A 19472-nucleotide genomic window follows, 5' to 3' on the forward strand; every position below is an offset into this window, starting at 1 on the left:
CCGGCACATCGCTCGCAAGGGACCCCGGCAGTCTCACGACTGCCGGGGTCCTCTCATGTGGATCCTGATGCGGGTGTGACACGTCAAAGCGGAAAGGAGGCCATCACATGCGTCGAATATCCCCCCATATCGCCCTGGCCGTCGCCGGGTCCGCTCTGCTCCTGGTCACCGGCTGCGGTACGCAGACCGGCACCGCCGGGGCCGGCAGCGTGGCCGCGTCACCGTCTCCCTCCCCGTCGAGCCCGTCGAGCTCGGCCACGAAGGCAGGCTGCAAGGCGGAGACGGCCCTCACCGCCGCCGACAACAACAGCACGGTCTGCGTCACCAAGGGCGGCCAGATCCGCCTCACCCTCGACGGCACCGCCGACAAGCCCTGGGCGGCCGTCGAGGCCTCCGGCGGCGCCCTCACCCCGGTGAACGCCGGTATCGGCGCCCCGGTCGGCGACAGGGTGTCCGCCTACCGCGCCTCGTCCGACGGCAAGGTGACGCTGACCTCGTCCCGGCCGATGTGCGCCAAGGCCAAGCCGGGGCAGATGCAGTGCAAGGCGCTGATGACCTGGATGGTCACCGTGGTGGTGTCGTAGCCAGTGGCGCCGCGGTCAGCCGGGCCGCCTCGCGGGCGGCGTGCGGATTGGGGACGCGGGCCCGGGAGCCGGCCAGTTTCGCGGCGAGGTGGGCGCCGACGGTGACCGGCTCGTACCGGGGCGGCCGGGACGGGCCCGTGCAGACGTCGAGGCACTCGATGACGGCGTCGGCGTTGCCGTCGTGGAAGTACGCGGCCGAGCGGCGCGGCACCAGCTCGCCGCCGACCCGGGGCGGGGCGACCCGGTGCATCGTGGAGATCCACTGGTCGTTGGTCCAACGGGCCAGCGCGTCCCCGAGGTTGACCAGCAGCGCGCCGTCCGCGGGCTGTACGGGGTGCCATCGCCCGTCTGAGCCCAGGATCTCCAGGCCGGGCACCTGGTCCGCCCACAGCACGGTGACGATGCCGTAGTCGGTGTGGGCGCCCATGCCCGCCTGGTCCGGTTCCAGGGGCGCGTCCACCGACGGGAGGCGGTAGTTGTTCATGCGCAGGACGTCGATCGAGTGGTCGGTGTACCGGCCGAAGTAGTCCTCGGGCAGGCCGAGCGCGAGGGCGAACACCCGCGTCATCGTGCGGGCGACGCGGCCCGCCTCGGCGAACCACGCGCCGACGGCGGCCTCGAAGGACGGCACTTCGGCGGGGTGGACGTTGGCCGCGTACTCCTCGGCGGGCAGGTCCAGTCCCGGGTATTCGGCGGCCGTGGTGCCCACGTTGAACGCCTCGAAGAGGTCGGCGGCCGTGGTGATGCCGAGGCTGGTGGCCAGGGCCTCCGACTTGGGCGGGCTGTAGCCGCGGTTGATCGGCGGCGGGCAGATGTACGCCCGCTTGGCCTCCGGTCCGAGGGCGAAGAAGGCGTCGGTGGCCGCGGTGAACGCGTCCCTGACGGCGTCGGGGATGCCGTGCCCGGTGATCTGCAGGAATCCCACCGTCCGGGCCGCCTCGTCGACCGCGCGGGCGATCGCCGCGCGGGCTTCCGCGCGTGCTTCCCCGTCGCCGTGGTCCTCGACGAAGGGGGTGATGTCGATGGTGGGTATGGTCAGGATGCCGTTGACGGTTTCGGCGGATGTCATGGTTGGTCCTGTTCGTACATCGTATGATTGCTCAGACTACTCAATTTGGGTGCTCTTGAGTGTCTTCAGCGATCACTCTTCGTTGCGGATGGGTTAAATGACGCGAGACGCAGATCCGGCCGAGAAGCTCGCCGAGAAGCTTCTGGCCGCCCGCGTGGGGGCGGAGATCCGCAGCCTGCGCGAGAAGGCCGGGCAGTCGACGCGACAGCTCGCGGCGGCCGCCGGTATGAGCCAGGCGTTCCTCAGCCAGATCGAACGCGGTCTGAGCGCCCCGTCCATGGCCACGACGTACCGCCTCGCCGAAGCGCTCAACGTCCTGCCCGGGGCGCTGCTGCCGCCCCTGGAGCGCAGGTCCCCCGTCACCTTCGTCCCGGCGGGCGAGGGCCGGATGCTGCCGGTCAGCAGCCGTGACGACGCCGCCCTCGGCCGCACGCTCGTCATGGACCCCGACAAAAAACTCGAAGTCGTCGAGTACGTCATCGAGCCCGGCCAGTACATCCAGGAGTGGTTCCGGCTCGAAGGCGAGCTCGCGGTCTATCTCGTCTCCGGCGCCATCGACATCGAGGTCGAGGGCGAGGGCACCTGGCGGCTCGGCCCCCGCGACTTCATCGCCCACCCCTCCGGCATCCGCCACCGCTGGCTCCTGGTCGACGACCGCCCGGTCCACCTGCTCCTGGTCGTCGCCCACCCGACTACAAGCTGAAACAAGCTGAAAGAGGCCTCATGGCTGCGGAACTGACGAACTGGGCCGGCAATGTCGAGTTCGCCGCGCAAAAACTCCTGAGCCCCGCCTCGCCGGCGGAGCTCCAGGACATCGTCGCGTCCAGCGATCGCGTACGCGCGCTGGGCGCGGGCCACTCCTTCAACCGGATCGCCGACACCACCGGCGTCCTGGTCAGCCTGGACCGGATGCCGCGCCTCGTGGAGGCCGACACCGCCCGCCGCACCGTCCGGGTCGGCGGCGGCGTGCGCCTCGCCGAGCTGTGCGCGGAGCTGCGGCGGCACGACCTGGCCCTGGCCAACCTGCCGTCCACCCCGCACTTCTCGGTCGCCGGTGCCTTCGCGACCGGCACCCACGGCTCGGGGGACGGCATCGGCACGCTGGCCGCGGCCGTCAGCGCGGTGGAGCTGGTGACGGCCGACGGCTCGCAGCTCGTGCTCGCACGCGGCGAGGAGGGATTCGAGGGCGCGGTGACCTCGCTGGGCGCGCTGGGGATCATCACGGCGCTCACCCTCGACCTGCTGCCCGGGTACGAGATCGAGCAGTACGTGTTCCTCGGCCTGCCCTGGTCCGCGCTGACCGGGCAGGAGCAGTTCGAGCGGGTCTTCTCGGCCGCGTACAGCGTCAGCGCCTTCACCCACTGGGACGACGCCCCGCTGCGGGTGTTCACCAAGCGCCGCCCCGCCGACCCGCTCCCCGACCTGGCCTGGACCGGCGCCCGCCCCGCCGACGCGCCGAGCCATCCCATCGAAGGCATGCCCGTCGCCAACGCCACCGAGCAGCTGGGCGTTCCCGGCCCCTGGGACGAGCGCCTGCCGCACTTCCGAGCCGGGTTCATGCCCAGCGTCGGCAACGAGCTGCAGTCCGAGTACTTCGTCGGCCGCGCCGACGCCGCCCGGGCGGTCCGGGCGCTGCGCGCTCTCGGGCCGCTGCTCTCCCCGGTCCTGCAGGTGAGCGAGATCCGCACCATCGCCGCCGACACCGCCTGGCTCAGCCCCACCCACGGTCGTGACTCCGTCGCCTTCCACTTCACCTGGATCGCCGACCCGGCCGCCGTCGCCCCCGTGCTCCTGCGCATCGAACAGGCCCTCGCCCCGTTCGGTGTCAGGCCGCACTGGGGCAAGCTCTCCTCCATGGACCCGGCCGCGGTACGGGCCTCGTACGAGCACGGGGAGCGCTTCCGCGAGCTGCTGCTGCGGACCGACCCCCTGGGCACATTCCGGAACGAGCTGATCGACGGGTACTTCCCGGCGGACGTGTAGGAAGATGAGTGCGGCTTCTCATGGAATGATCCGGAATCCCCATGCCGCTCCCATCTTCGGATAAGGGATCTCCCAGACGGCGTTGCCATAGTGGAGACATCGCAAAGAGCAACACGGAAACAACAGCGATAAACCACCCGCAATTGTTCGCCATCTGGAAAAGAGACAGACATGAGCCTTCGTAAGATCACCCCGCTTGCCGCCAAGCCCTCCCGCAAGCCCGACTTCAAGCCGGACCACAAGCCGTCCCGCAAGCCCTCGCGGAAGCCGGCCACCAAGCCCGCGCGCCGCCCGGTCGGCAACAGCTGAGCCCACCACCGAAGGGGCCGTGACGAATTCCGTCACGGCCCCTCGGGCATTTTCCGCACCGGCTGCGTACCATGCGATTCATGGAAACCACGCTTCGGCTCGCACAGCAGCCGGAGGCCGACGAACTGCTCGGCCGCAGCCCGCTGGCCCTTCTGGTCGGCATGCTTCTCGATCAGCAGGTCCCCATGGAATGGGCCTTTTCCGGCCCGCGCACCATCGCCACCCGCCTCGGCCGCGACGACCTCGACGCCCATGAGATCGCCTCGTACGACCCCGACGCCTTTGCTGCCCTCCTCGCCGCCAAGCCCGCCGTCCACCGCTACCCGGGCTCCATGGCCAAGCGCGTGCAGCAGCTCTGCCAGTACCTCGTCGAGCACTACGACGGCGACGCCGAGGCCGTCTGGCGCGACGCCGCCACCGGCAAGGAGCTGCTGGACCGCCTCAAGGCGCTGCCCGGCTACGGCGAGCAGAAGGCCCGCATCTTCCTCTCCCTCCTCGGCAAGCGCATCGGTGTCCGCCCCGACGGCTGGCGCGAGGCCGCGGGCGCGTACGGCGAGGAGGGCTCGTACCGCTCGGTCGCGGACATCACGGGACCGGAGTCGCTGGACAAGGTGCGCGCGCACAAGCAGGAGATGAAGGCGGCGGCGAAGGCGGCGGCCGCCGCTAAGAAGTGACGATGCGCTCCAGCGCCTCCGCCTCGGGCTTGCGCGCCTCCACCGCGACCAGCGAGCCGTCGGCGAACGTGAGGTCCACCCGGCTGGAGAAGGTCCAGTGCCGGATCCGCACCCCGCGCAGCTGCTCGCGCGGGAACTCGCCGAGATACGGCGTCTCGGTGTCGTGGGGGTGGACGATCAGTACCCGGTGGGTGGTGAAGGCCAGCAGCGCGTGCTCGTTGTCGTAGGAAGTGCTGCGGCCAGTACGGGATGGCAGCGTCCGTACGCTGACGACGAACCGGCCCGCCTGGCTGCGCCACCCGCCCTGCAAAGGCCGCCCGCGCAGCGGTGCGACGAGGGCGCGCCTCAGGGCTGTCCAGGCGGCGTCCAGCAACTCCAGGGCGGCCACTGTCAAGGTCACGGGAAGAAACAGAACATCCATGACCCTCTCCCCGGCCGACCTCGCAGGCTCGGGCGACCGGTGCCGGCGGGGCACATCACCCCGGATCAGGCCGCAAAGGTCGACCTTGACCACCGCGATCAGCCGCTCGTCCTGGCCGAGCAGGGGAGTTACGGCCGCCGCGTACGACTCGCCCCCGTAGCGCTGGGACGCGAAGACGTCCGTCATCCGAATGCCTCCTCGGCCGTACGCCGTCAGGGAGTCCGGCTCTGTGAGAAACCGCTGTCCCCCATGCTCACTGCTGCCTCACTGGCCCCGGGGCCGTCGGAAACGGATGGCAGCCGGCAAGTCTTGCAGCGCGCGGACGGCCCGTGGCCTGCCCAGGGGGCGAGCTGGTGGAGGCTTGGCGGGATGTTTGCCGTGCCCTGACCAGGCGGACCGTGCGGTCCCCCGGACGCACATGGCCCGGACTGTCGGTGCGGCCCGATATCGTCGTAGGCGTGTCCCTCGCTCTGTACCGCCGCTACCGTCCCGAGTCCTTCGCCGAGGTCATCGGACAGGAGCACGTCACTGACCCGCTGCAGCAGGCGCTGCGGAACAACCGGGTCAATCACGCGTACCTGTTCAGCGGTCCGCGCGGCTGCGGCAAGACGACGAGCGCCCGCATCCTGGCCCGCTGCCTGAACTGCGAGAAGGGGCCGACGCCGACCCCCTGCGGGGAGTGCCAGTCCTGCCAGGACCTGGCGCGCAACGGGCCGGGGTCGATCGACGTCATCGAGATCGACGCCGCCTCGCACGGTGGTGTGGACGATGCCCGTGACCTGCGGGAGAAGGCCTTCTTCGGCCCGGCGGGCAGCCGGTACAAGATCTACATCATCGACGAGGCGCACATGGTCACCTCGGCGGGCTTCAACGCCCTGCTGAAGGTGGTCGAGGAGCCGCCGGAGCACCTGAAGTTCATCTTCGCCACGACCGAGCCCGAGAAGGTCATCGGGACCATCCGCTCCCGTACCCACCACTACCCCTTCCGGCTCGTCCCGCCGGGCACCCTGCGCGACTACCTGGCCGAGGTCTGCGAGCGCGAGGCGATCCCGGTCGAGCCGGTGGTCTATCCGCTGGTCGTACGGGCCGGGGCCGGGTCCGTGCGTGACTCGATGTCGGTCATGGACCAGCTGCTCGCGGGGGCGGGCGAGGACGGCGTCACGTATGCCATGGCCACCTCGCTGCTCGGCTATACGGATGCCGCCCTGCTGGACGACGTGGTCGACGCCTTCGCGGCGGGCGACGGGGCGGCGGCCTTCGAGGTCGTCGACCGGGTGATCGAGGGCGGCAACGACCCCCGGCGCTTCGTGGCCGACCTGCTGGAGCGGCTGCGGGACCTGGTGATCCTGGCCGCGGTGCCGGACGCGCTGGAGAAGGGGCTCATCGACGCCCCGGCGGATGTCGTCGAGCGCATGCACGCCCAGGCCTCGGTCTTCGGCGCCGCCGAGCTGAGCCGCGCCGCCGACCTGGTCAACACCGGGCTCACCGAGATGCGGGGGGCGACCGCGCCCCGGCTCCAGCTGGAGCTGATCTGCGCGCGCGTGCTTCTTCCCGCCGCGTACGACGACGAGCGTTCGGTCCAGGCCCGCCTGGACCGGCTGGAGCGCCAGCCCGTGCAGGCGGCGGCCGCCTTCGCGGTCCCGGCCCCGGCCCCGGCGCCAGTGGCCCCGCCGACCCAGGCGGCCCCGCCGCCGCCCCCGGTGGCCGCTCCTGCTCTCGCGCCCGCCCCCGAGCCCGCTCCCGCCCAGCGCCCCGGCGCCTGGCCGACCGCCGCCCCCGCCGCGGCCCCTGCCTCCGCCCCCGCCCAGCGCCCCGGGGCCTGGCCCACGGCCGCCCCCGCCCCCGCCGCATCGGCACCCGCACCCGCGCCCGCCCCGGCGGCGGCCGCCCCCGTCCCGGCGGCTCCCGCCCCCTCGGCAGCCGTCGGCGGCGACCCCTCCCAGGTCCGCCAGATGTGGCCGCAGATCCTGGAGGCGGTGAAGAACCGCCGCCGGTTCACCTGGATACTGCTCAGCCAGAACGCCCAGGTCGTGGGCTTCGACGGCACCACACTCCAGGTCGGCTTCGCGAACCCGGGGGCCCGCGACAGCTTCGTCGGCGGCGGCAGCGAGGACGTCCTCAAGCAGGCGATCAGCGACACGCTGGGCGTGCAGTGGCGCATCGAGTCCGTCGTCGACCCGTCCGGAGGCGGCGGCGGAGGCGGCGGCGCCCCGGCGCGGCAGGCCCCCGTACAGCAGTACCAGCCCCAGCCGCAGCCGCAGGCCCATGCCCAGCCGCAGCCTCAGCCCCAGTACACGCCGCCCCCGTCCCCGGCGCCCGCGCCGCAGCGGGCCGCGCCGCCGCCTGTGCGGGACCACACCCCGGAGCCGCCGCCGATCGAGGACGACATCCCGGAGGACGACGATCCGGATCTCGACGACACCGCGCTGAGCGGACACGACCTCTTTGTGCGCGAGCTGGGCGCGACCGTGATCGAAGAGATTTCGAACGACTAGGCCCTGTCCGGGCGATCATGGCCGGGTCCGCGACGCCACAGTGACATCAGCCGCTGGCGCGGCGGGCGCCAGACGCCGCGGCCTATCCGCCCCTGATCGCCCGGACAGGGCCTAGCCGGCCGGAAACAGCCGGGAAAACACTCGCCTTCTCCTACCTGGGGCGTAGGGCGTACCGGTCGGAGAACCCGTAGGCTCGCCCTACCCGCACAAACACCTCGTCGTACGGCAGGAGCGAGACCGTGATCCCCGGTGGTGGCCAGCCCAACATGCAGCAACTGCTCCAGCAGGCCCAGAGGATGCAGCAGGACCTCGCCGCGGCCCAGCAGGAGCTGGCCGAGACCGAGGTCGAGGGCAGTGCGGGCGGCGGCCTCGTGACGGCGACGGTGACCGGGGCCGGTGAGCTCCTGGGGCTGGTCATCGACCCGAAGGCGGTCGATCCTGAGGACATGGAGACGCTGGCCGACCTGGTCGTCGCCGCCGTGCACAATGCCAACGCGAGCGCGCAGGAGCTGCAGCAACAGAAGCTCGGTCCGCTCGCCCAGGGCCTGGGCGGCATGCCCGGCCTGCCGTTCTAGAGAGCAAGCCAGAAGGCGCAGGTAGCAGACCGTGTACGAAGGCGTGGTTCAGGACCTCATCGACGAACTGGGCAGGCTGCCCGGCGTGGGTCCCAAGAGCGCCCAGCGCATCGCCTTCCACATCCTCCAGGCCGACCCCGCCGACGTCCGCCGGCTCGCCCACGCCCTCGCCGAGGTCAAGGCCAAGGTCCGCTTCTGCACCGTCTGCGGCAACGTCGCCGAGTCCGAGCAGTGCCGCGTCTGCCGCGATCCCCGCCGGGACCCCTCCGTCATCTGTGTCGTCGAGGAGTCCAAGGACGTCGTCGCCGTAGAGCGCACCCGCGAGTTCCGCGGCCGCTACCACGTCCTCGGCGGCGCCATCAGCCCCATCGAGGGCATCGGCCCCGACGACCTGCGCATACGAGAACTCCTGGCCCGGCTCGCCGACGGCACCGTCACCGAGCTCATCCTGGCCACCGACCCGAATCTGGAGGGCGAGGCCACAGCGACGTACCTCGCCCGCATGATCAAGCCCATGGGGCTGAAGGTCACCCGTCTCGCCAGCGGCCTGCCGGTGGGCGGGGACTTGGAATACGCGGACGAGGTCACGCTCGGCCGAGCTTTTGAGGGAAGGCGACTCCTTGATGTCTGACAACGCGCTGGACCCCAACGACTTCGCTGTCCAGATCTCCGACCAGATCGAGAGCTTCATCCTCTCGGTCCGAGAGGTCGCCAAGGGCGACGATCCCGACAGCGCCGTGCCGTACCTCCTGCTGGAGGTCTCCCAGCTCCTGCTGGCCGGCGGCCGTCTGGGCGCGCACGAGGACATCCTCCCGGACGAGCGCTACGAGCCCGACATCGGTCCCGAGCCGGACGCCGACGAGCTGCGCGAGCGCCTCGCGGTCCTGCTGGAGCCCATCGATGTCTATTCCGAGGTCTTCGACCCGTACGTCCCCCGCTCCACGCCGGTCGCGTGCCGCATCTCCGACGACCTGGCGGATGTCGTCACCGACCTGGCGCACGGCCTGGCCCACTTCCGGGACGGCCGGGTCACCGAGGCCCTGTGGTGGTGGCAGTTCTCGTACCTGTCCAACTGGGGCCCCACCGCCTCCGCTTCGCTCCGCGCACTGCAGTCCCTGGTCGCCCACGTACGCCTCGACAGCCCGCTGGACGCGCTCGACGGGCTCGACACGGACGACAACAGCGGCGACGAGGACAAGCTCGCCGAGGAGGCCGGCAAGGTGATGGCGGAGGAGATCGCGGGCCCCCTGGGGCTGCGTCAGGGTCACTGAGCCGGACTCACTGAATGGTAGGGCCTGTCCGGCGGCTGTTCTCCTTCAGCCGCTGGCGCGGCGCGGCCGTGGCGTCGCGTGCCCTGGCACCTGGGGGCACCTCCCAGCCCCCAGGGGCTGGGGGAGCTCGCGGCGTTGCCGAAACGCCCACAGGAAACCACCCTGCGGGCGCTCCGGCGCCTTGCGATCGCAGGCACCAGACCCCGCTCCTTCCCCCACGGAGATCCGCCGGACAGGCCCCAGCCGTCTCGGCATCTGGTATTGCGGCGGCGTTTCCGGCCTGCTCGTTAGACTGGGCCGACCGCAGTACAGACCTTGAGGAGCGCACGTGGGCCTTGTCGTGCAGAAGTACGGAGGCTCCTCCGTCGCTGATGCCGAGGGCATCAAGCGGGTCGCCAAGCGAATTGTCGATGCCAAGAAGAGCGGCCACCAGGTGGTCGTCGTGGTTTCGGCGATGGGCGACACGACGGACGAGCTGATCGACCTCGCCGAGCAGGTGTCGCCGATTCCCGGCGGCCGCGAGTTCGACATGCTGCTGACCGCCGGAGAGCGGATCTCCATGGCCCTGCTGGCGATGGCGATCAAAACCCTGGGCCACGAGGCCCAGTCGTTCACCGGTAGCCAGGCAGGTGTCATCACCGACTCGGTCCACAACAAAGCACGCATCATCGATGTCACGCCGGGCCGTATCCGCACCGCGCTCGACCAGGGCAACATCGCGATCGTGGCCGGCTTCCAGGGCGTCAGCCAGCACAGCAAGGACATCACCACCCTCGGCCGGGGCGGCTCCGACACCACGGCTGTGGCGCTGGCCGCGGCGCTGCACGCCGAGGTGTGCGAGATCTACACCGACGTGGACGGCGTGTTCACCGCCGACCCGCGGGTGGTGAAGAAGGCCCGGAAGATCGAGTGGATCTCCTCCGAGGACATGCTGGAGCTGGCCAGCTCCGGCTCGAAGGTACTGCTGCACCGCTGCGTGGAGTACGCCCGCCGATACAACATCCCGATCCATGTCCGGTCGTCGTTCTCCGGCCTGAAGGGCACCTGGGTCAGCAACGAGCCGCGAGAGGACCAGAACGTGGAGCACGCGATCATCTCCGGGGTCGCACACGACCTGTCCGAGGCCAAGGTCACCGTCGTCGGGGTGCCCGACAAGCCGGGCGAGGCCGCCGTGATCTTCCGCGCGATCGCGGACGCGGAGATCAACATCGACATGATCGTGCAGAACGTGTCGGCCGCGGCCACCGGTCTGACCGACATCTCGTTCACCCTCCCCAAGGACGAGGGCCCCAAGGCGCTGGACGCGCTGAAGAAGGCCCAGACCCTCATCGCGTACGAGTCGCTGCGCTACGACGACCAGATCGCCAAGATCTCGCTCGTCGGCGCGGGCATGAAGACCAACCCGGGTGTCACGGCGCAGTTCTTCGAGGCGCTGTCGAACGCGGGCGTCAACATCGAGCTGATCTCGACCTCCGAGATCCGCATCTCGGTCGTGACGCGCGCCGACGACGTCAAGGAGGCCGTGCAGGCGGTGCATTCGGCGTTCGGCCTGGACAGCGACAACGACGAGGCCGTGGTCTACGGCGGCACGGGCCGCTGATCACACAGATCACCCTGGTCAGCGATGTGATCAAATCGCTGGTCTGGACCGCTTGTCAGTAAAGGTGTAATCGTCAGACAATTTCGCTCCCTGCGCAGCCGGAACCGGCGAGGCGCAGGGAGCGTCTTTGTGTCAGCGCACTACGCCGGCGCGAAGGGGCGCCAGGTAAAAGGTGTATTGGGGAAGAGTTGGTACGCATGGTGATAGATGCCACACCGTCAAAAACGGTGCCCGGGGCGTACAACCCTGACGGGGGGCGGCGTGTCCAACAGTCGTGGCAGAAGCGTTTGGGGCACTCGGGACACTCGGTATCGAAGCGGTGTCGTTCAGCGGCGGCGCGGTCGCGGCCGGTGTCGGCGTCGCGCCTGTGCGCCCCCGTGCGCAGCGGCCTGCCCGCACGGCAGGTGGTATGCCGGTGATCGCGCCCTGGCCGGTCACGAAGATGCCTTCCGACACGGGGGACCCTGACGCAACGATGTCGGCCAGTACAGCCGGAACCACGGTCGACCACCTCACCGAGACCTACCGGGCGCACTACCGCTCCCTCCTCGGGCTCGCCGCCCTGCTGCTCGACGACACCGCCTCCTGCGAGGACGTCGTCCAGGAGGCGTTCATCCGCGTCCACTCGGCGCGCAACCGCGTGCGCGAGCCGGAGAAGACCCTCGCCTACCTCAGGCAGACGGTGGTCAACCTCTCCCGCTCCGCCCTGCGCCGCCGCATTCTCGGCCTGCGCCTGCTGTCCAAGCCGATGCCCGACATGGCCAGCGCCGAGGAGGGCGCGTACGAGATCCTCGAACGCGACCAGCTGAAGGCCGCCATGCGCAAGCTGCAGCGGCGGCAGCGCGAGGTCCTCGTGCTGCGCTATTTTGCCGACATGACCGAGGCTCAGGTCGCCGAAACCCTGGGGATCTCCCTGGGCTCGGTCAAGGCGTACGGCTCGCGCGGTCTCGCGGCGCTCCGCGTCGCAATGGAGGCCCCGGCATGACCAACCCTGACTTCCCCCGTGACATGGATCCGAAGACCCACAACCCTTCCCCCAAGCTCGAATCGGAACTGGACGGAGTCACTGGGCCCGGCGACTCCGTCCTGCGCATCGACGAGGAGCTGAGCCCCGAGGAGCTGGCGCTGCGCCGGCTCCTGCATGACGCCGTGCACGACATCGAGCCCCGCCAGGACGCGCTGCAGCACCTGCGCCGTGCCGTCCCGGCCCGCCGGACGCACCGCCGGCAGCTGCTGGTCGGCACCGCGGCCGCCTGCCTGCTGGCCCTCGTCGCAGTCCCGGCCGTGCTGCACGTGGCGGGCACCGCCGACGCGGAGAACCCGAACCCGGCCAACGCCTCCAGCGCCCACGACACGGGCGGCACCAGCGGCGGGACGGACAACGGCGGGAGCGAATCCGCGCTTCCGTCCGGGGGCGGCAAGAAGGACAGCGACGGCAAGCCCAGGAAGCCGTCGGGCACCTCGCCCAGCTCGGCCTCCTCCAGCACCGCCAACCCCTCCGACACCCTGGCCGCCACCGCCCCGCTGTGTACGTCGGCGGACCTGGGCAACACGACGGCCGTCACCGGCACCGCGGGCTCCAGCGGCTCGGTCAGCGGTTACTTCCGGGTCTCCAACATCTCCGCCGGTCCCTGCACCGTCAACGCCGACTCCGCCGCCGTCACCGCCACCGCGCAGGGCAGCGCGGACGCCTCACGGATCTCGGTCGTCGACCACACCGCGGGCGACGGCACCGGGCTGCCCGACACGGTGTCGAATCCGCTGATCCTCACCGTCGGGCAGAGCTACCAGGTGGAGTTCACCTGGGTGCCCGCCAGCGGCACCACCGGCTGCGAGGCCACCAGCACGCCGACGCCCACGCCCACGCCCACCGCGAGCGACACCAGCTCCAGCGGCTCGACGACCGACGGCACGACCACGGCGTCCACCGTCTCCTCCACCTCCGACGACTCGGGGAGCATCCTGCTCACCCACACCCCCGAAGCGGGCGGACCGGCCGTCAGCACCACCGTCAGCGACGCCTGCGCGGGCACCGTCTACAAGACGGGCGCGCTTCTGGTGACGTAGGGGCCCAGCCCTGTCCAGGGGCCGGGTCCGGCGGGGCGGGCCGTGCCACGTAACGTGGAGGGGTGTACCGGTTCCTGCTGACCCCGCGCTGGCTCGCCGGCCATCTGTTCGTGGTGCTGGCCTGCGTCTTCTGCGTCTTCATGGGCAGCTGGCAGCTCAGCCGCTTCGAGAGCCGGGTCGAGACCCACCGCACGGCCGAGAAGGACACCAAGGCCGCGGCCGCCGCCCGGCCGGTGGCCCTCGCCAAGCTGCTGCCGAACGCGAAGTCCCAGGTCACCACGGTCTCCTCGGGTCGCGCCGTCACCGCCACCGGCCGCTACGACACCGCCCGCCAGCTACTGGTCCCCGACCGCACCCTGGACGGCCGCACCGGCTTCTACGTCCTCACCCCGTTGCGCGTCGCCGACGGCACCGCGCTTCCGGTGGTCCGCGGCTGGCTCCCCGGCAAGGCCTCCGCAGCGGCCGTCCCCGCAGCCCCCGCCGGCCAGGTCACCGTCACCGGCGCCCTCCAGGCCCCCGAGACCACCTCGACCGACGGCGCCATCTCCAGCGGCGGCCTCCCCGAGGGCCAGCTCGGCATGATCAGCGCCGCCTCGCTGGTCAACCTGCTGCCGTACGACGTCTACAGCGCCTGGATCACCCAGTCCGAAGCCGTGGCCGCCCCCCTCAAAGCCGTCCCCGCGACCGTCGCCCCGGGCACCGGCCTCGACCTCAAGGCCTTCCAGAACCTCGGCTACACCGGCGAGTGGTTCGTCTTCGCCGGCTTCGTCGTCTTCATGTGGTTCCGGCTCTTCCGCCGCGAGGCGGAGGCCCAGCGCGACGCCGCGCTGGGCCTGCCGACCGAGTCAGCCGCCCCCGAGTCAGCCGCCCAGGTGCCGCAGCGCGAAGTCGAGCTCAAGTCGTAGCTGCTTGATCCGCTCCTCCACGACGAGCGAGCCGTGCCCCGCGTCGTAGCGGTAGACCTCGTGCGTCTTGCCCAGGCCCTCCAGCCGCTCGACGTAGTTGTCGATCTGCCGGATCGGGCAGCGCGGGTCGTTCATCCCCGCGCTGATGTAGACCGGGGCCTTGACCTGCCCGACGTAGGTGATCGGGGACGAGGCCTCGTACCGGTCGGGCACGTCCTGCGGGGAACCGCCGAAGAGCGTACGGTCCAGCGCCTTCAGCGGCTCCATCTCGTCGTCGTAGGCCGCGACATAGTCCGCGACCGGCACGGCGGCGAGCCCGAGCGACCAGGCGTCGGGCTGGGTACCGAGGCCGAGGAGGGTGAGGAAGCCGCCCCAGGAGCCGCCGGACAGCACCAGCTTCGCCGGGTCGGCCAGGCCCGATCCGACGGCCCACTCGCGGACGGCGGCGATGTCCTCCAGCTCGATGAGGCCGACGCGGTGCTTGAGCGCGTCCGTCCACTCGCGGCCGTAGCCGGTCGAGCCGCGGTAGTTGACCCGTACGACCGCGAAGCCGTGGTCCAGCCAGGCGGCCGGGCCGGCCGCGAAGGCGTCCGAGTCGTGCCACGTGGGGCCGCCGTGGATCTCGAAGACGGTCGGGAACGGACCCTCGGTGTTCAGCGGCTTCTGTACGAGCGCGTGCACCCGGCCGCCGGGCCCCTCGACCCAGACGTCCTCGACGGGGAGGGACGAGGGTGCCCGGAAGCCCGGGGCTTCGAGGACGGTCGCACCGGTCGTGGACCGCACCTCGGAGGGCTCGGCCGCCGAGGACCACAGGAACTCGACGGTCCCGTCGGGCCGGGCCGTGGCCCCGGACACCGACCCGGCGGGGGTCTCAAGCCGGCTGAGGGCGCCGGTCGCCAGTTCGTAGCGGAAGATCTCGCTGCGCGCCTGGTAGGAGTGCACGACGAGCAGCGCGGAGCCGTCCGGATACCACTCCGCCGCGACATCCCCCGGCAGCTCGATCGCGAGCGCCGTCTCCTCGCCCGTCGCCACGTCCCACACCATCGGCTCCCAGCGCCCGCGCCGCTGGTGCGCCACCAGCAGCCGCGTGTCACCCGCCACCGGCGCGAAGCCCAGGCACTCCAGCCCCAGCTCCTCCTGCCCGCCCCGGGTGTCGTCCAGCTCCGCCACCGTCGAGCCGTCCAGCCGGACCACGCGCAGCGAGGAGTGCATCGCGTCGCCGTGCTCGGTGTGCTCGACGACGATCAGCGTCCCGTCCTCCGACAGGTCACCGACCCCGCCCGACTCCGCATGCCGGTAGATCTCCACCGGCGCCACCGGCTCCGCGCCCCCGGGCCGCACCACATGGATCGTCGTCCCGTCCTCATCCGTCGACCGGCCGACCACCGCCGTCCCGTCCTTCCCCAGCGCCAGCCCCGCCGGGTACGAGGCCTCCAGCCCCGGCGTAGCCTCCTCGTCCGGACCCCCGCCGAACGGCTGCCGCACCCAGACCCCGAACTCGTCCCCGTCCGTGTCCCGGAACCACCACACCCACTCCCCGTCCGGCGACAGCGTCCCGTCCGACGTCCCGTTCGGCCGGTCCGTCACCTGCCTCTGCGCCCCGGTCCCCCGGTCCCAGGCGTACAGCTCGAACGTCCCCGTCGTGTTCGACACGAAGAGGCTGCGCTGCGGCGCGTCCTCCGCCCACTCGGGCAGTCCCACGCGCGGCGCCCGAAAGCGCTTCTCCCAATCCGGCATGCTGCTGCTGGCTTCGCTGCTGCTCATCCCTCCATCAAACCCGATCGCGAGCGCGGCCGGAGACCCGATCCGGACAGGCCCTAGGCCGAAGCAGCAACGCCCGTGGCGAGCAGCGCCGCGTGCGGCAGCGCGAGCATCCCGTCCGGGCCGGTGAACTCCGCCCTCAGCCGGTCGTAGTGCCGCCGGATCTCCGCCGTCTTCGCCGGCCCCTGGCTCACCACCGTCTGCCCGATGAACGCCACCCCCGCCGCCGGTCCGGCCCACCATTCCTCCGGGTCGGCCCGATGCACCCACGAGACCCGCTCGCAGGCCGCCTCCGCCAGCCCCGCTGTGCGCAGCAGCCCCGCCAGCCCCTCCTGCGTACGCGGGAAGTCGTCCTCAGCCGCCAGCGGCGGGAACCCTTCGGGCCGCCCGACCCCGGCCGCCGCCACCGCCCGTCCGAGCAGCGCCTGCCCGGCCTCCGCCGGCACCGGCCAGATCGTCACGGCGACCCGCCCGCCGGGCCGCGTCACCCGCCGCAGCTCCCGCAGCGCCGCCACCGGCCGCCCGACGTGGTTCAGCACGAAATTCCCCACCACCGCATCGAACTCCCCGTCCCCGAAGGGCAGTTCCGGCAGCGCCCCCACCCGCACCTCCGCCTCCGGCACGGCCCGCCCCGCCATCTCCGCCATCCCCGGGTCCGCGTCCACCGCCACGACCCTCGCCCCCCGCGCCCAGGCCTGCGCCGCCACCGACCCGGGCCCGGTCCCCACATCCAGCACCCGGTCCCCGGCGGCCACCCGCACGGCGTCCAGCACCGCCGGCACCGTGTACGCGCACAACCTGGCGAACCCGCCCGCGTACGCCTCCGCGCGGCCCGCCCAGATCCTCCGCTCGCTCTCGTCGAAAGCCGTCGTCACGGCAGCACCACCACCCGCACGGCCCGGAAGTCGTATCCGTCCTGCTTGAATCCCGGCGCCTCCCACTCCAGCTCCACCCGCTGCCCCGCCGCCGGGCTGCGGAAGCCCTCCAGCCCCTCGATGTCGCTGAAGTGCGCGAAACAGCCCCCGGGCGTCTCCCGGGAATCGAGCACCCCCCAGCCCTCCTCGTCGTTCCATTCACGGACCGTCGCAAATGTCATGCCCCGACCCTAGCCCCGGCCCTGCCCCTGACCAGCGAGGACGGCCATGACCAGCATCTCCCCGTACCGGTCCCGTAGCCCCTGTGCCACCGCGCTCTTGCCAATTCAGCCCCGCCCCGCTCAAGGCCAGCCGCTCAAGGCGCCCACTTGTACTTCCCGCCCCCGACCCACCGCACCACCTCCGGGTCGTCAAGATCCACGTGCGACAGTCCCGCCGCATGCGCAAGCCGGAAAACGTCCACCATGTCACGGGCGATACCCGCCATCACCCCGTCGATCTGGACCACCCGGAACGGCGGGTCGCCCGCCGCGACGGGTGAGACGACGATGTGCGACGACGTGAAGGACGGGGTCCCACTCTCGGTCATACGTCCACGATGCGCCCAGCGCGGCGCGAACGCACCCCGGACGGGCCCTAGGGGCCGTGGGTCACGCGGATCTTGGACTGGCCGTGCGGCAGTTCCTCCCAGTCGTCCATGAAGCGGGCCGCCAGGCCGTGCTTCTCCGCCAGGGCGAGGAGCGTCTCGGTGCGGTAGTAGAAGTCCTCCCGCAGCACCTGGTGCTCCTTGCCCTCCGTGCGGTCGAAGGTGAAGTCGAACCAGCCGCCCGGCGCCAGCACCCGGCCGATGTTGGCCAGACATTCCTCGATGACCGGGAGCGGGGAGTGCGAGAAGACGCTGTGCGCGTGCACCACGTCGAAGTGGGCGTCGGGCAGGAACCGCAGGGTGAGGTCGCGGACCGGGGTCAGCGTGGGCAGCCGTTTCTGCAGTCCCATGCGCACCATCGTGTCCTGTGCGGCGATGAGGATGTCGGGTGAGATGTCGATGCCGTAGTAGTGCCCGGGCTCCAGGTGCCGGATGAATCGCCACCCGGCGCGCAGGTTGCCGCACCCGATCTCCAGCATCCGGTGCTCGGGGCGCATGCCGTGGCCGAGCAGGTAGTCGAACTGCATCGCCCCCAGCGCGAGCCACCGCTCGTGGCTGTGGCTGCCCACCGCCGCGTCCGGGTCCGCACGGGTGTCGGACCGCATCACCGCGCGGTAGTAGGAGACGTGGTCGGGCCAGCGGTAGCGCAGCCACGCGTCCCGGGCGGCGCGGGTCATGTGGCGCGGGACGCGTTCGGGGTGGCGCAGCGCGTAGGCGATGCGGTGCCCGAGGGCGGTGCGGTCGACAGTGAGGTTCTTGGCGGGCACGCGGCTCTCCTGTGCGTTCGAAGCAGGTCTTCGAGTCTTCGGTGAGTCCAGCCTCCCCGCGCGAAGACGATCAGGACGCGGCCGACCGGCTCTGATACCCCGACGATTCGGATGATGTGGCTGTCAGCCGATCGGCGCTTGCGGCACAGCGCCGGGCACGCTATGCAGGCCGGGCACGTTCCAGCTGATTCCAGCTGAGGCAATGACAGGGGGAGGGGGCCTTCGGTGCGGTGGCACGGTGAGCGGTCACGCGAGCGGGCCGATCCGGACGGGTGGTGGCTGACGGCGGTCATGCACATCGCGTTCCTGCTGCTGCTGGGCTCCTCGCTCGCCCGCCTCCTGACCCGCGATCAGAGCGGCACGCGCACCGCGTGGGTCGTCGCGCTGCTCGCCGTCTTCGGCCTGCTCTACGTCCTCGGACGGCTGCTGGCCCCCGCACCGCCCCCGGGGGTCTGGCCCACCGCCCGGCACCTGGCCTGGCTGGGCGCGGTGTCGGGCATCTGGATCGTCCTGCTCGCCCTCGCGCCGAGCGCCACGTGGTGCGCCATGCCGCTGCTGTTCGCCGGGCTGCACGCGCTGCCCGCACGGATCGCGGTGCCGGTGGTGGCCGGGCTCACCGTACTGGTCGTCGTCTCGGAGGTGCGGGTGTCACAAGGCGCGCTCAATCCCAACATGGTGGTCGCCCCGCCGGCCATCGCCGCGGTCGCCACCGCCGTCCTGGTTCATCTGCAGCGCCAGGCGGCCCGGCAGCGCGTACTGATCGACGACCTGGTCCGCACCCGCCGCGACCTGGCCGCCACCGAGCGGTGGGCGGGCATCCTGGCGGAACGGGCACGGCTGTCCACGGAGATCCACGACACCCTCGCGCAGAGCCTGTCCAGCCAGCAGATGCTGTTGCAGGCCGCGGAGCGGATCTGGCAGGCCGACCCGGACGCCGCCCGCCGGCACGTCGGGGACGCGGCCGAGATAACCTCCCGCAGCCTCGCCGAAGCCCGCCGGTTCGTCCATGACCTGGCCCCGGCCGACCTCGCCGAGCGCACCCTCGCCGAGGCGTTGACCGCCCTCGCGCAACGCGAGAGCGGCGCCGGGCTGGCGGTGGTCTTCCGGCTCGACGGCACCCCGGTCCCGCTGCCGGAGCGGGTCGAGGCGGCTCTGCTGCGCATCGCCCAGGGCGCGCTGGCCAATGTGCGCGAACACGCCGCCGCGACCCGGGCCGCGCTGACCCTGACCTGCCTCGACGACCAGATCTCGCTCGACGTCGCCGACAACGGCCGAGGCTTCGCCCCGGACCGCACACCGCCCCCCGGAGCCGACGGGGTACGAGGGCACGGGCTGCCGGCCATGCGTATCCGCGCACGGCAACTGGGCGGCGCGCTCACCGTGGAATCCACGCCCGGCGAGGGCACCGTCGTCTCGGCCGCCATTCCCCTGCAGGGCGCTCTCAGAGAGGCCACTTCGTGATCCGGCTGC

At 71.6% G+C, this 19472-nt stretch carries 21 protein-coding genes; 14 read left to right on the forward strand and 7 right to left on the reverse strand.

The window, feature by feature from the left end; all coding sequences use genetic code 11:
* The first annotated feature begins 107 nt into the window (after nt 1-107).
* The gene (locus tag OG607_RS23685; protein ID WP_405726879.1) at nt 108-584 is read left to right on the forward strand and encodes a hypothetical protein; all 477 of its coding nucleotides are present in this window, start codon (nt 108-110) and stop codon (nt 582-584) included.
* On the opposite strand, the gene OG607_RS23690 is transcribed toward OG607_RS23685, so the two are convergent.
* Nucleotides 565-1653 carry an isopenicillin N synthase family dioxygenase gene (locus OG607_RS23690; protein WP_405726882.1) on the reverse strand — a complete coding sequence of 363 codons (1089 nt, stop codon included), beginning with the start codon at nt 1651-1653 and terminating at the stop codon, nt 565-567. The genes OG607_RS23685 and OG607_RS23690 overlap by 20 nt on opposite strands.
* A gap of 97 nt (nt 1654-1750) precedes the next feature.
* Here OG607_RS23690 and OG607_RS23695 point away from each other — a divergent pair, with 97 nt between their 5' ends.
* From OG607_RS23695 to OG607_RS23710, 4 genes are all read left to right on the forward strand, one after another.
* Complete coding sequence (locus OG607_RS23695) at nt 1751-2356, forward strand: helix-turn-helix domain-containing protein (protein ID WP_405726885.1); 606 nt, start codon at nt 1751-1753, stop codon at nt 2354-2356.
* A 20-nt stretch (nt 2357-2376) separates the two neighbouring features.
* Nucleotides 2377-3636 carry an FAD-binding protein gene (locus OG607_RS23700; RefSeq protein WP_405726888.1) on the forward strand — a complete coding sequence of 420 codons (1260 nt, stop codon included), beginning with the start codon at nt 2377-2379 and terminating at the stop codon, nt 3634-3636.
* 171 nt (nt 3637-3807) lie between these two features.
* Nucleotides 3808-3945 (forward strand): hypothetical protein, encoded by a 138-nt coding sequence (locus OG607_RS23705; protein WP_329315992.1) that lies wholly within the window; start codon nt 3808-3810, stop codon nt 3943-3945.
* Nucleotides 3946-4025: 80 nt separating this feature from the next.
* Nucleotides 4026-4619: an HhH-GPD-type base excision DNA repair protein gene (locus OG607_RS23710; RefSeq protein ID WP_405726892.1), complete on the forward strand. Its 594-nt coding sequence runs from the start codon at nt 4026-4028 to the stop codon at nt 4617-4619.
* Here the strand turns inward: OG607_RS23710 and OG607_RS23715 are convergent.
* Nucleotides 4609-5226 carry a hypothetical protein gene (locus OG607_RS23715; RefSeq protein WP_405726895.1) on the reverse strand — a complete coding sequence of 206 codons (618 nt, stop codon included), beginning with the start codon at nt 5224-5226 and terminating at the stop codon, nt 4609-4611. The genes OG607_RS23710 and OG607_RS23715 overlap by 11 nt on opposite strands.
* A 272-nt stretch (nt 5227-5498) precedes the next feature.
* On the opposite strand from OG607_RS23715, the gene OG607_RS23720 reads away from it, so the two are divergent.
* From OG607_RS23720 to OG607_RS23755, 8 genes are all read left to right on the forward strand, one after another.
* Nucleotides 5499-7535: a DNA polymerase III subunit gamma and tau gene (locus tag OG607_RS23720; protein ID WP_405726898.1), complete on the forward strand. Its 2037-nt coding sequence runs from the start codon at nt 5499-5501 to the stop codon at nt 7533-7535.
* A 239-nt stretch (nt 7536-7774) separates the two neighbouring features.
* Nucleotides 7775-8110 carry a YbaB/EbfC family nucleoid-associated protein gene (locus tag OG607_RS23725; protein ID WP_405726901.1) on the forward strand — a complete coding sequence of 112 codons (336 nt, stop codon included), beginning with the start codon at nt 7775-7777 and terminating at the stop codon, nt 8108-8110.
* A gap of 31 nt (nt 8111-8141) precedes the next feature.
* On the forward strand, nt 8142-8741 hold the full coding sequence (gene recR, locus OG607_RS23730; protein ID WP_405726904.1) for a recombination mediator RecR: 600 nt from the start codon (nt 8142-8144) through the stop codon (nt 8739-8741).
* The gene (locus OG607_RS23735; protein WP_329316003.1) at nt 8734-9381 is read left to right on the forward strand and encodes a DUF5063 domain-containing protein; all 648 of its coding nucleotides are present in this window, start codon (nt 8734-8736) and stop codon (nt 9379-9381) included. Before recR ends, OG607_RS23735 begins: the two co-directional genes overlap by 8 nt.
* 328 nt (nt 9382-9709) lie before the next feature.
* A complete protein-coding gene (locus tag OG607_RS23740) occupies nt 9710-10981 on the forward strand; it encodes an aspartate kinase (RefSeq protein WP_329316005.1) in 1272 nt (423 codons plus the stop codon).
* Nucleotides 10982-11390: 409 nt separating this feature from the next.
* Entirely contained in the window at nt 11391-11966 is a 576-nt protein-coding gene (locus tag OG607_RS23745) for a SigE family RNA polymerase sigma factor (protein WP_329322115.1), read from the forward strand.
* Complete coding sequence (locus OG607_RS23750) at nt 11963-13048, forward strand: hypothetical protein (RefSeq protein WP_405726908.1); 1086 nt, start codon at nt 11963-11965, stop codon at nt 13046-13048. Before OG607_RS23745 ends, OG607_RS23750 begins: the two co-directional genes overlap by 4 nt.
* Before the next feature lie 62 nt (nt 13049-13110).
* Entirely contained in the window at nt 13111-13953 is an 843-nt protein-coding gene (locus OG607_RS23755; RefSeq protein ID WP_405726911.1) for an SURF1 family protein, read from the forward strand.
* Here OG607_RS23755 and OG607_RS23760 read toward each other — a convergent pair.
* The 5 genes from OG607_RS23760 to OG607_RS23780 all read right to left on the reverse strand — a co-directional run bounded on the left by OG607_RS23760 (nt 13909) and on the right by OG607_RS23780 (nt 18002).
* Nucleotides 13909-15717 carry a prolyl oligopeptidase family serine peptidase gene (locus tag OG607_RS23760; RefSeq protein ID WP_405726914.1) on the reverse strand — a complete coding sequence of 603 codons (1809 nt, stop codon included), beginning with the start codon at nt 15715-15717 and terminating at the stop codon, nt 13909-13911. The two genes, OG607_RS23755 and OG607_RS23760, sit on opposite strands and share 45 nt — an antisense overlap.
* 53 nt (nt 15718-15770) lie before the next feature.
* Complete coding sequence (locus OG607_RS23765) at nt 15771-16589, reverse strand: class I SAM-dependent methyltransferase (protein WP_405726917.1); 819 nt, start codon at nt 16587-16589, stop codon at nt 15771-15773.
* On the reverse strand, nt 16586-16810 hold the full coding sequence (locus OG607_RS23770; protein ID WP_405726920.1) for a cold-shock protein: 225 nt from the start codon (nt 16808-16810) through the stop codon (nt 16586-16588). Before OG607_RS23770 ends, OG607_RS23765 begins: the two co-directional genes overlap by 4 nt.
* Nucleotides 16811-16944: 134 nt before the next feature.
* Complete coding sequence (locus OG607_RS23775) at nt 16945-17178, reverse strand: hypothetical protein (RefSeq protein WP_405726923.1); 234 nt, start codon at nt 17176-17178, stop codon at nt 16945-16947.
* Between the two features lie 47 nt (nt 17179-17225).
* Nucleotides 17226-18002, reverse strand: coding sequence for a class I SAM-dependent methyltransferase (locus tag OG607_RS23780; protein ID WP_405726926.1), 777 nt, complete (start codon nt 18000-18002; stop codon nt 17226-17228).
* A gap of 291 nt (nt 18003-18293) precedes the next feature.
* Here OG607_RS23780 and OG607_RS23785 point away from each other — a divergent pair, with 291 nt between their 5' ends.
* Nucleotides 18294-19463, forward strand: a complete 1170-nt coding sequence (locus OG607_RS23785; protein ID WP_405736991.1) for a sensor histidine kinase — start codon at nt 18294-18296, stop codon at nt 19461-19463.
* The last annotated feature ends 9 nt before the right edge of the window (nt 19464-19472 follow it).

Origin of the sequence: Streptomyces sp. NBC_01537 (genome assembly GCF_045040445.1) — a bacterium.
Lineage (GTDB): Bacteria > Actinomycetota > Actinomycetes > Streptomycetales > Streptomycetaceae > Actinacidiphila.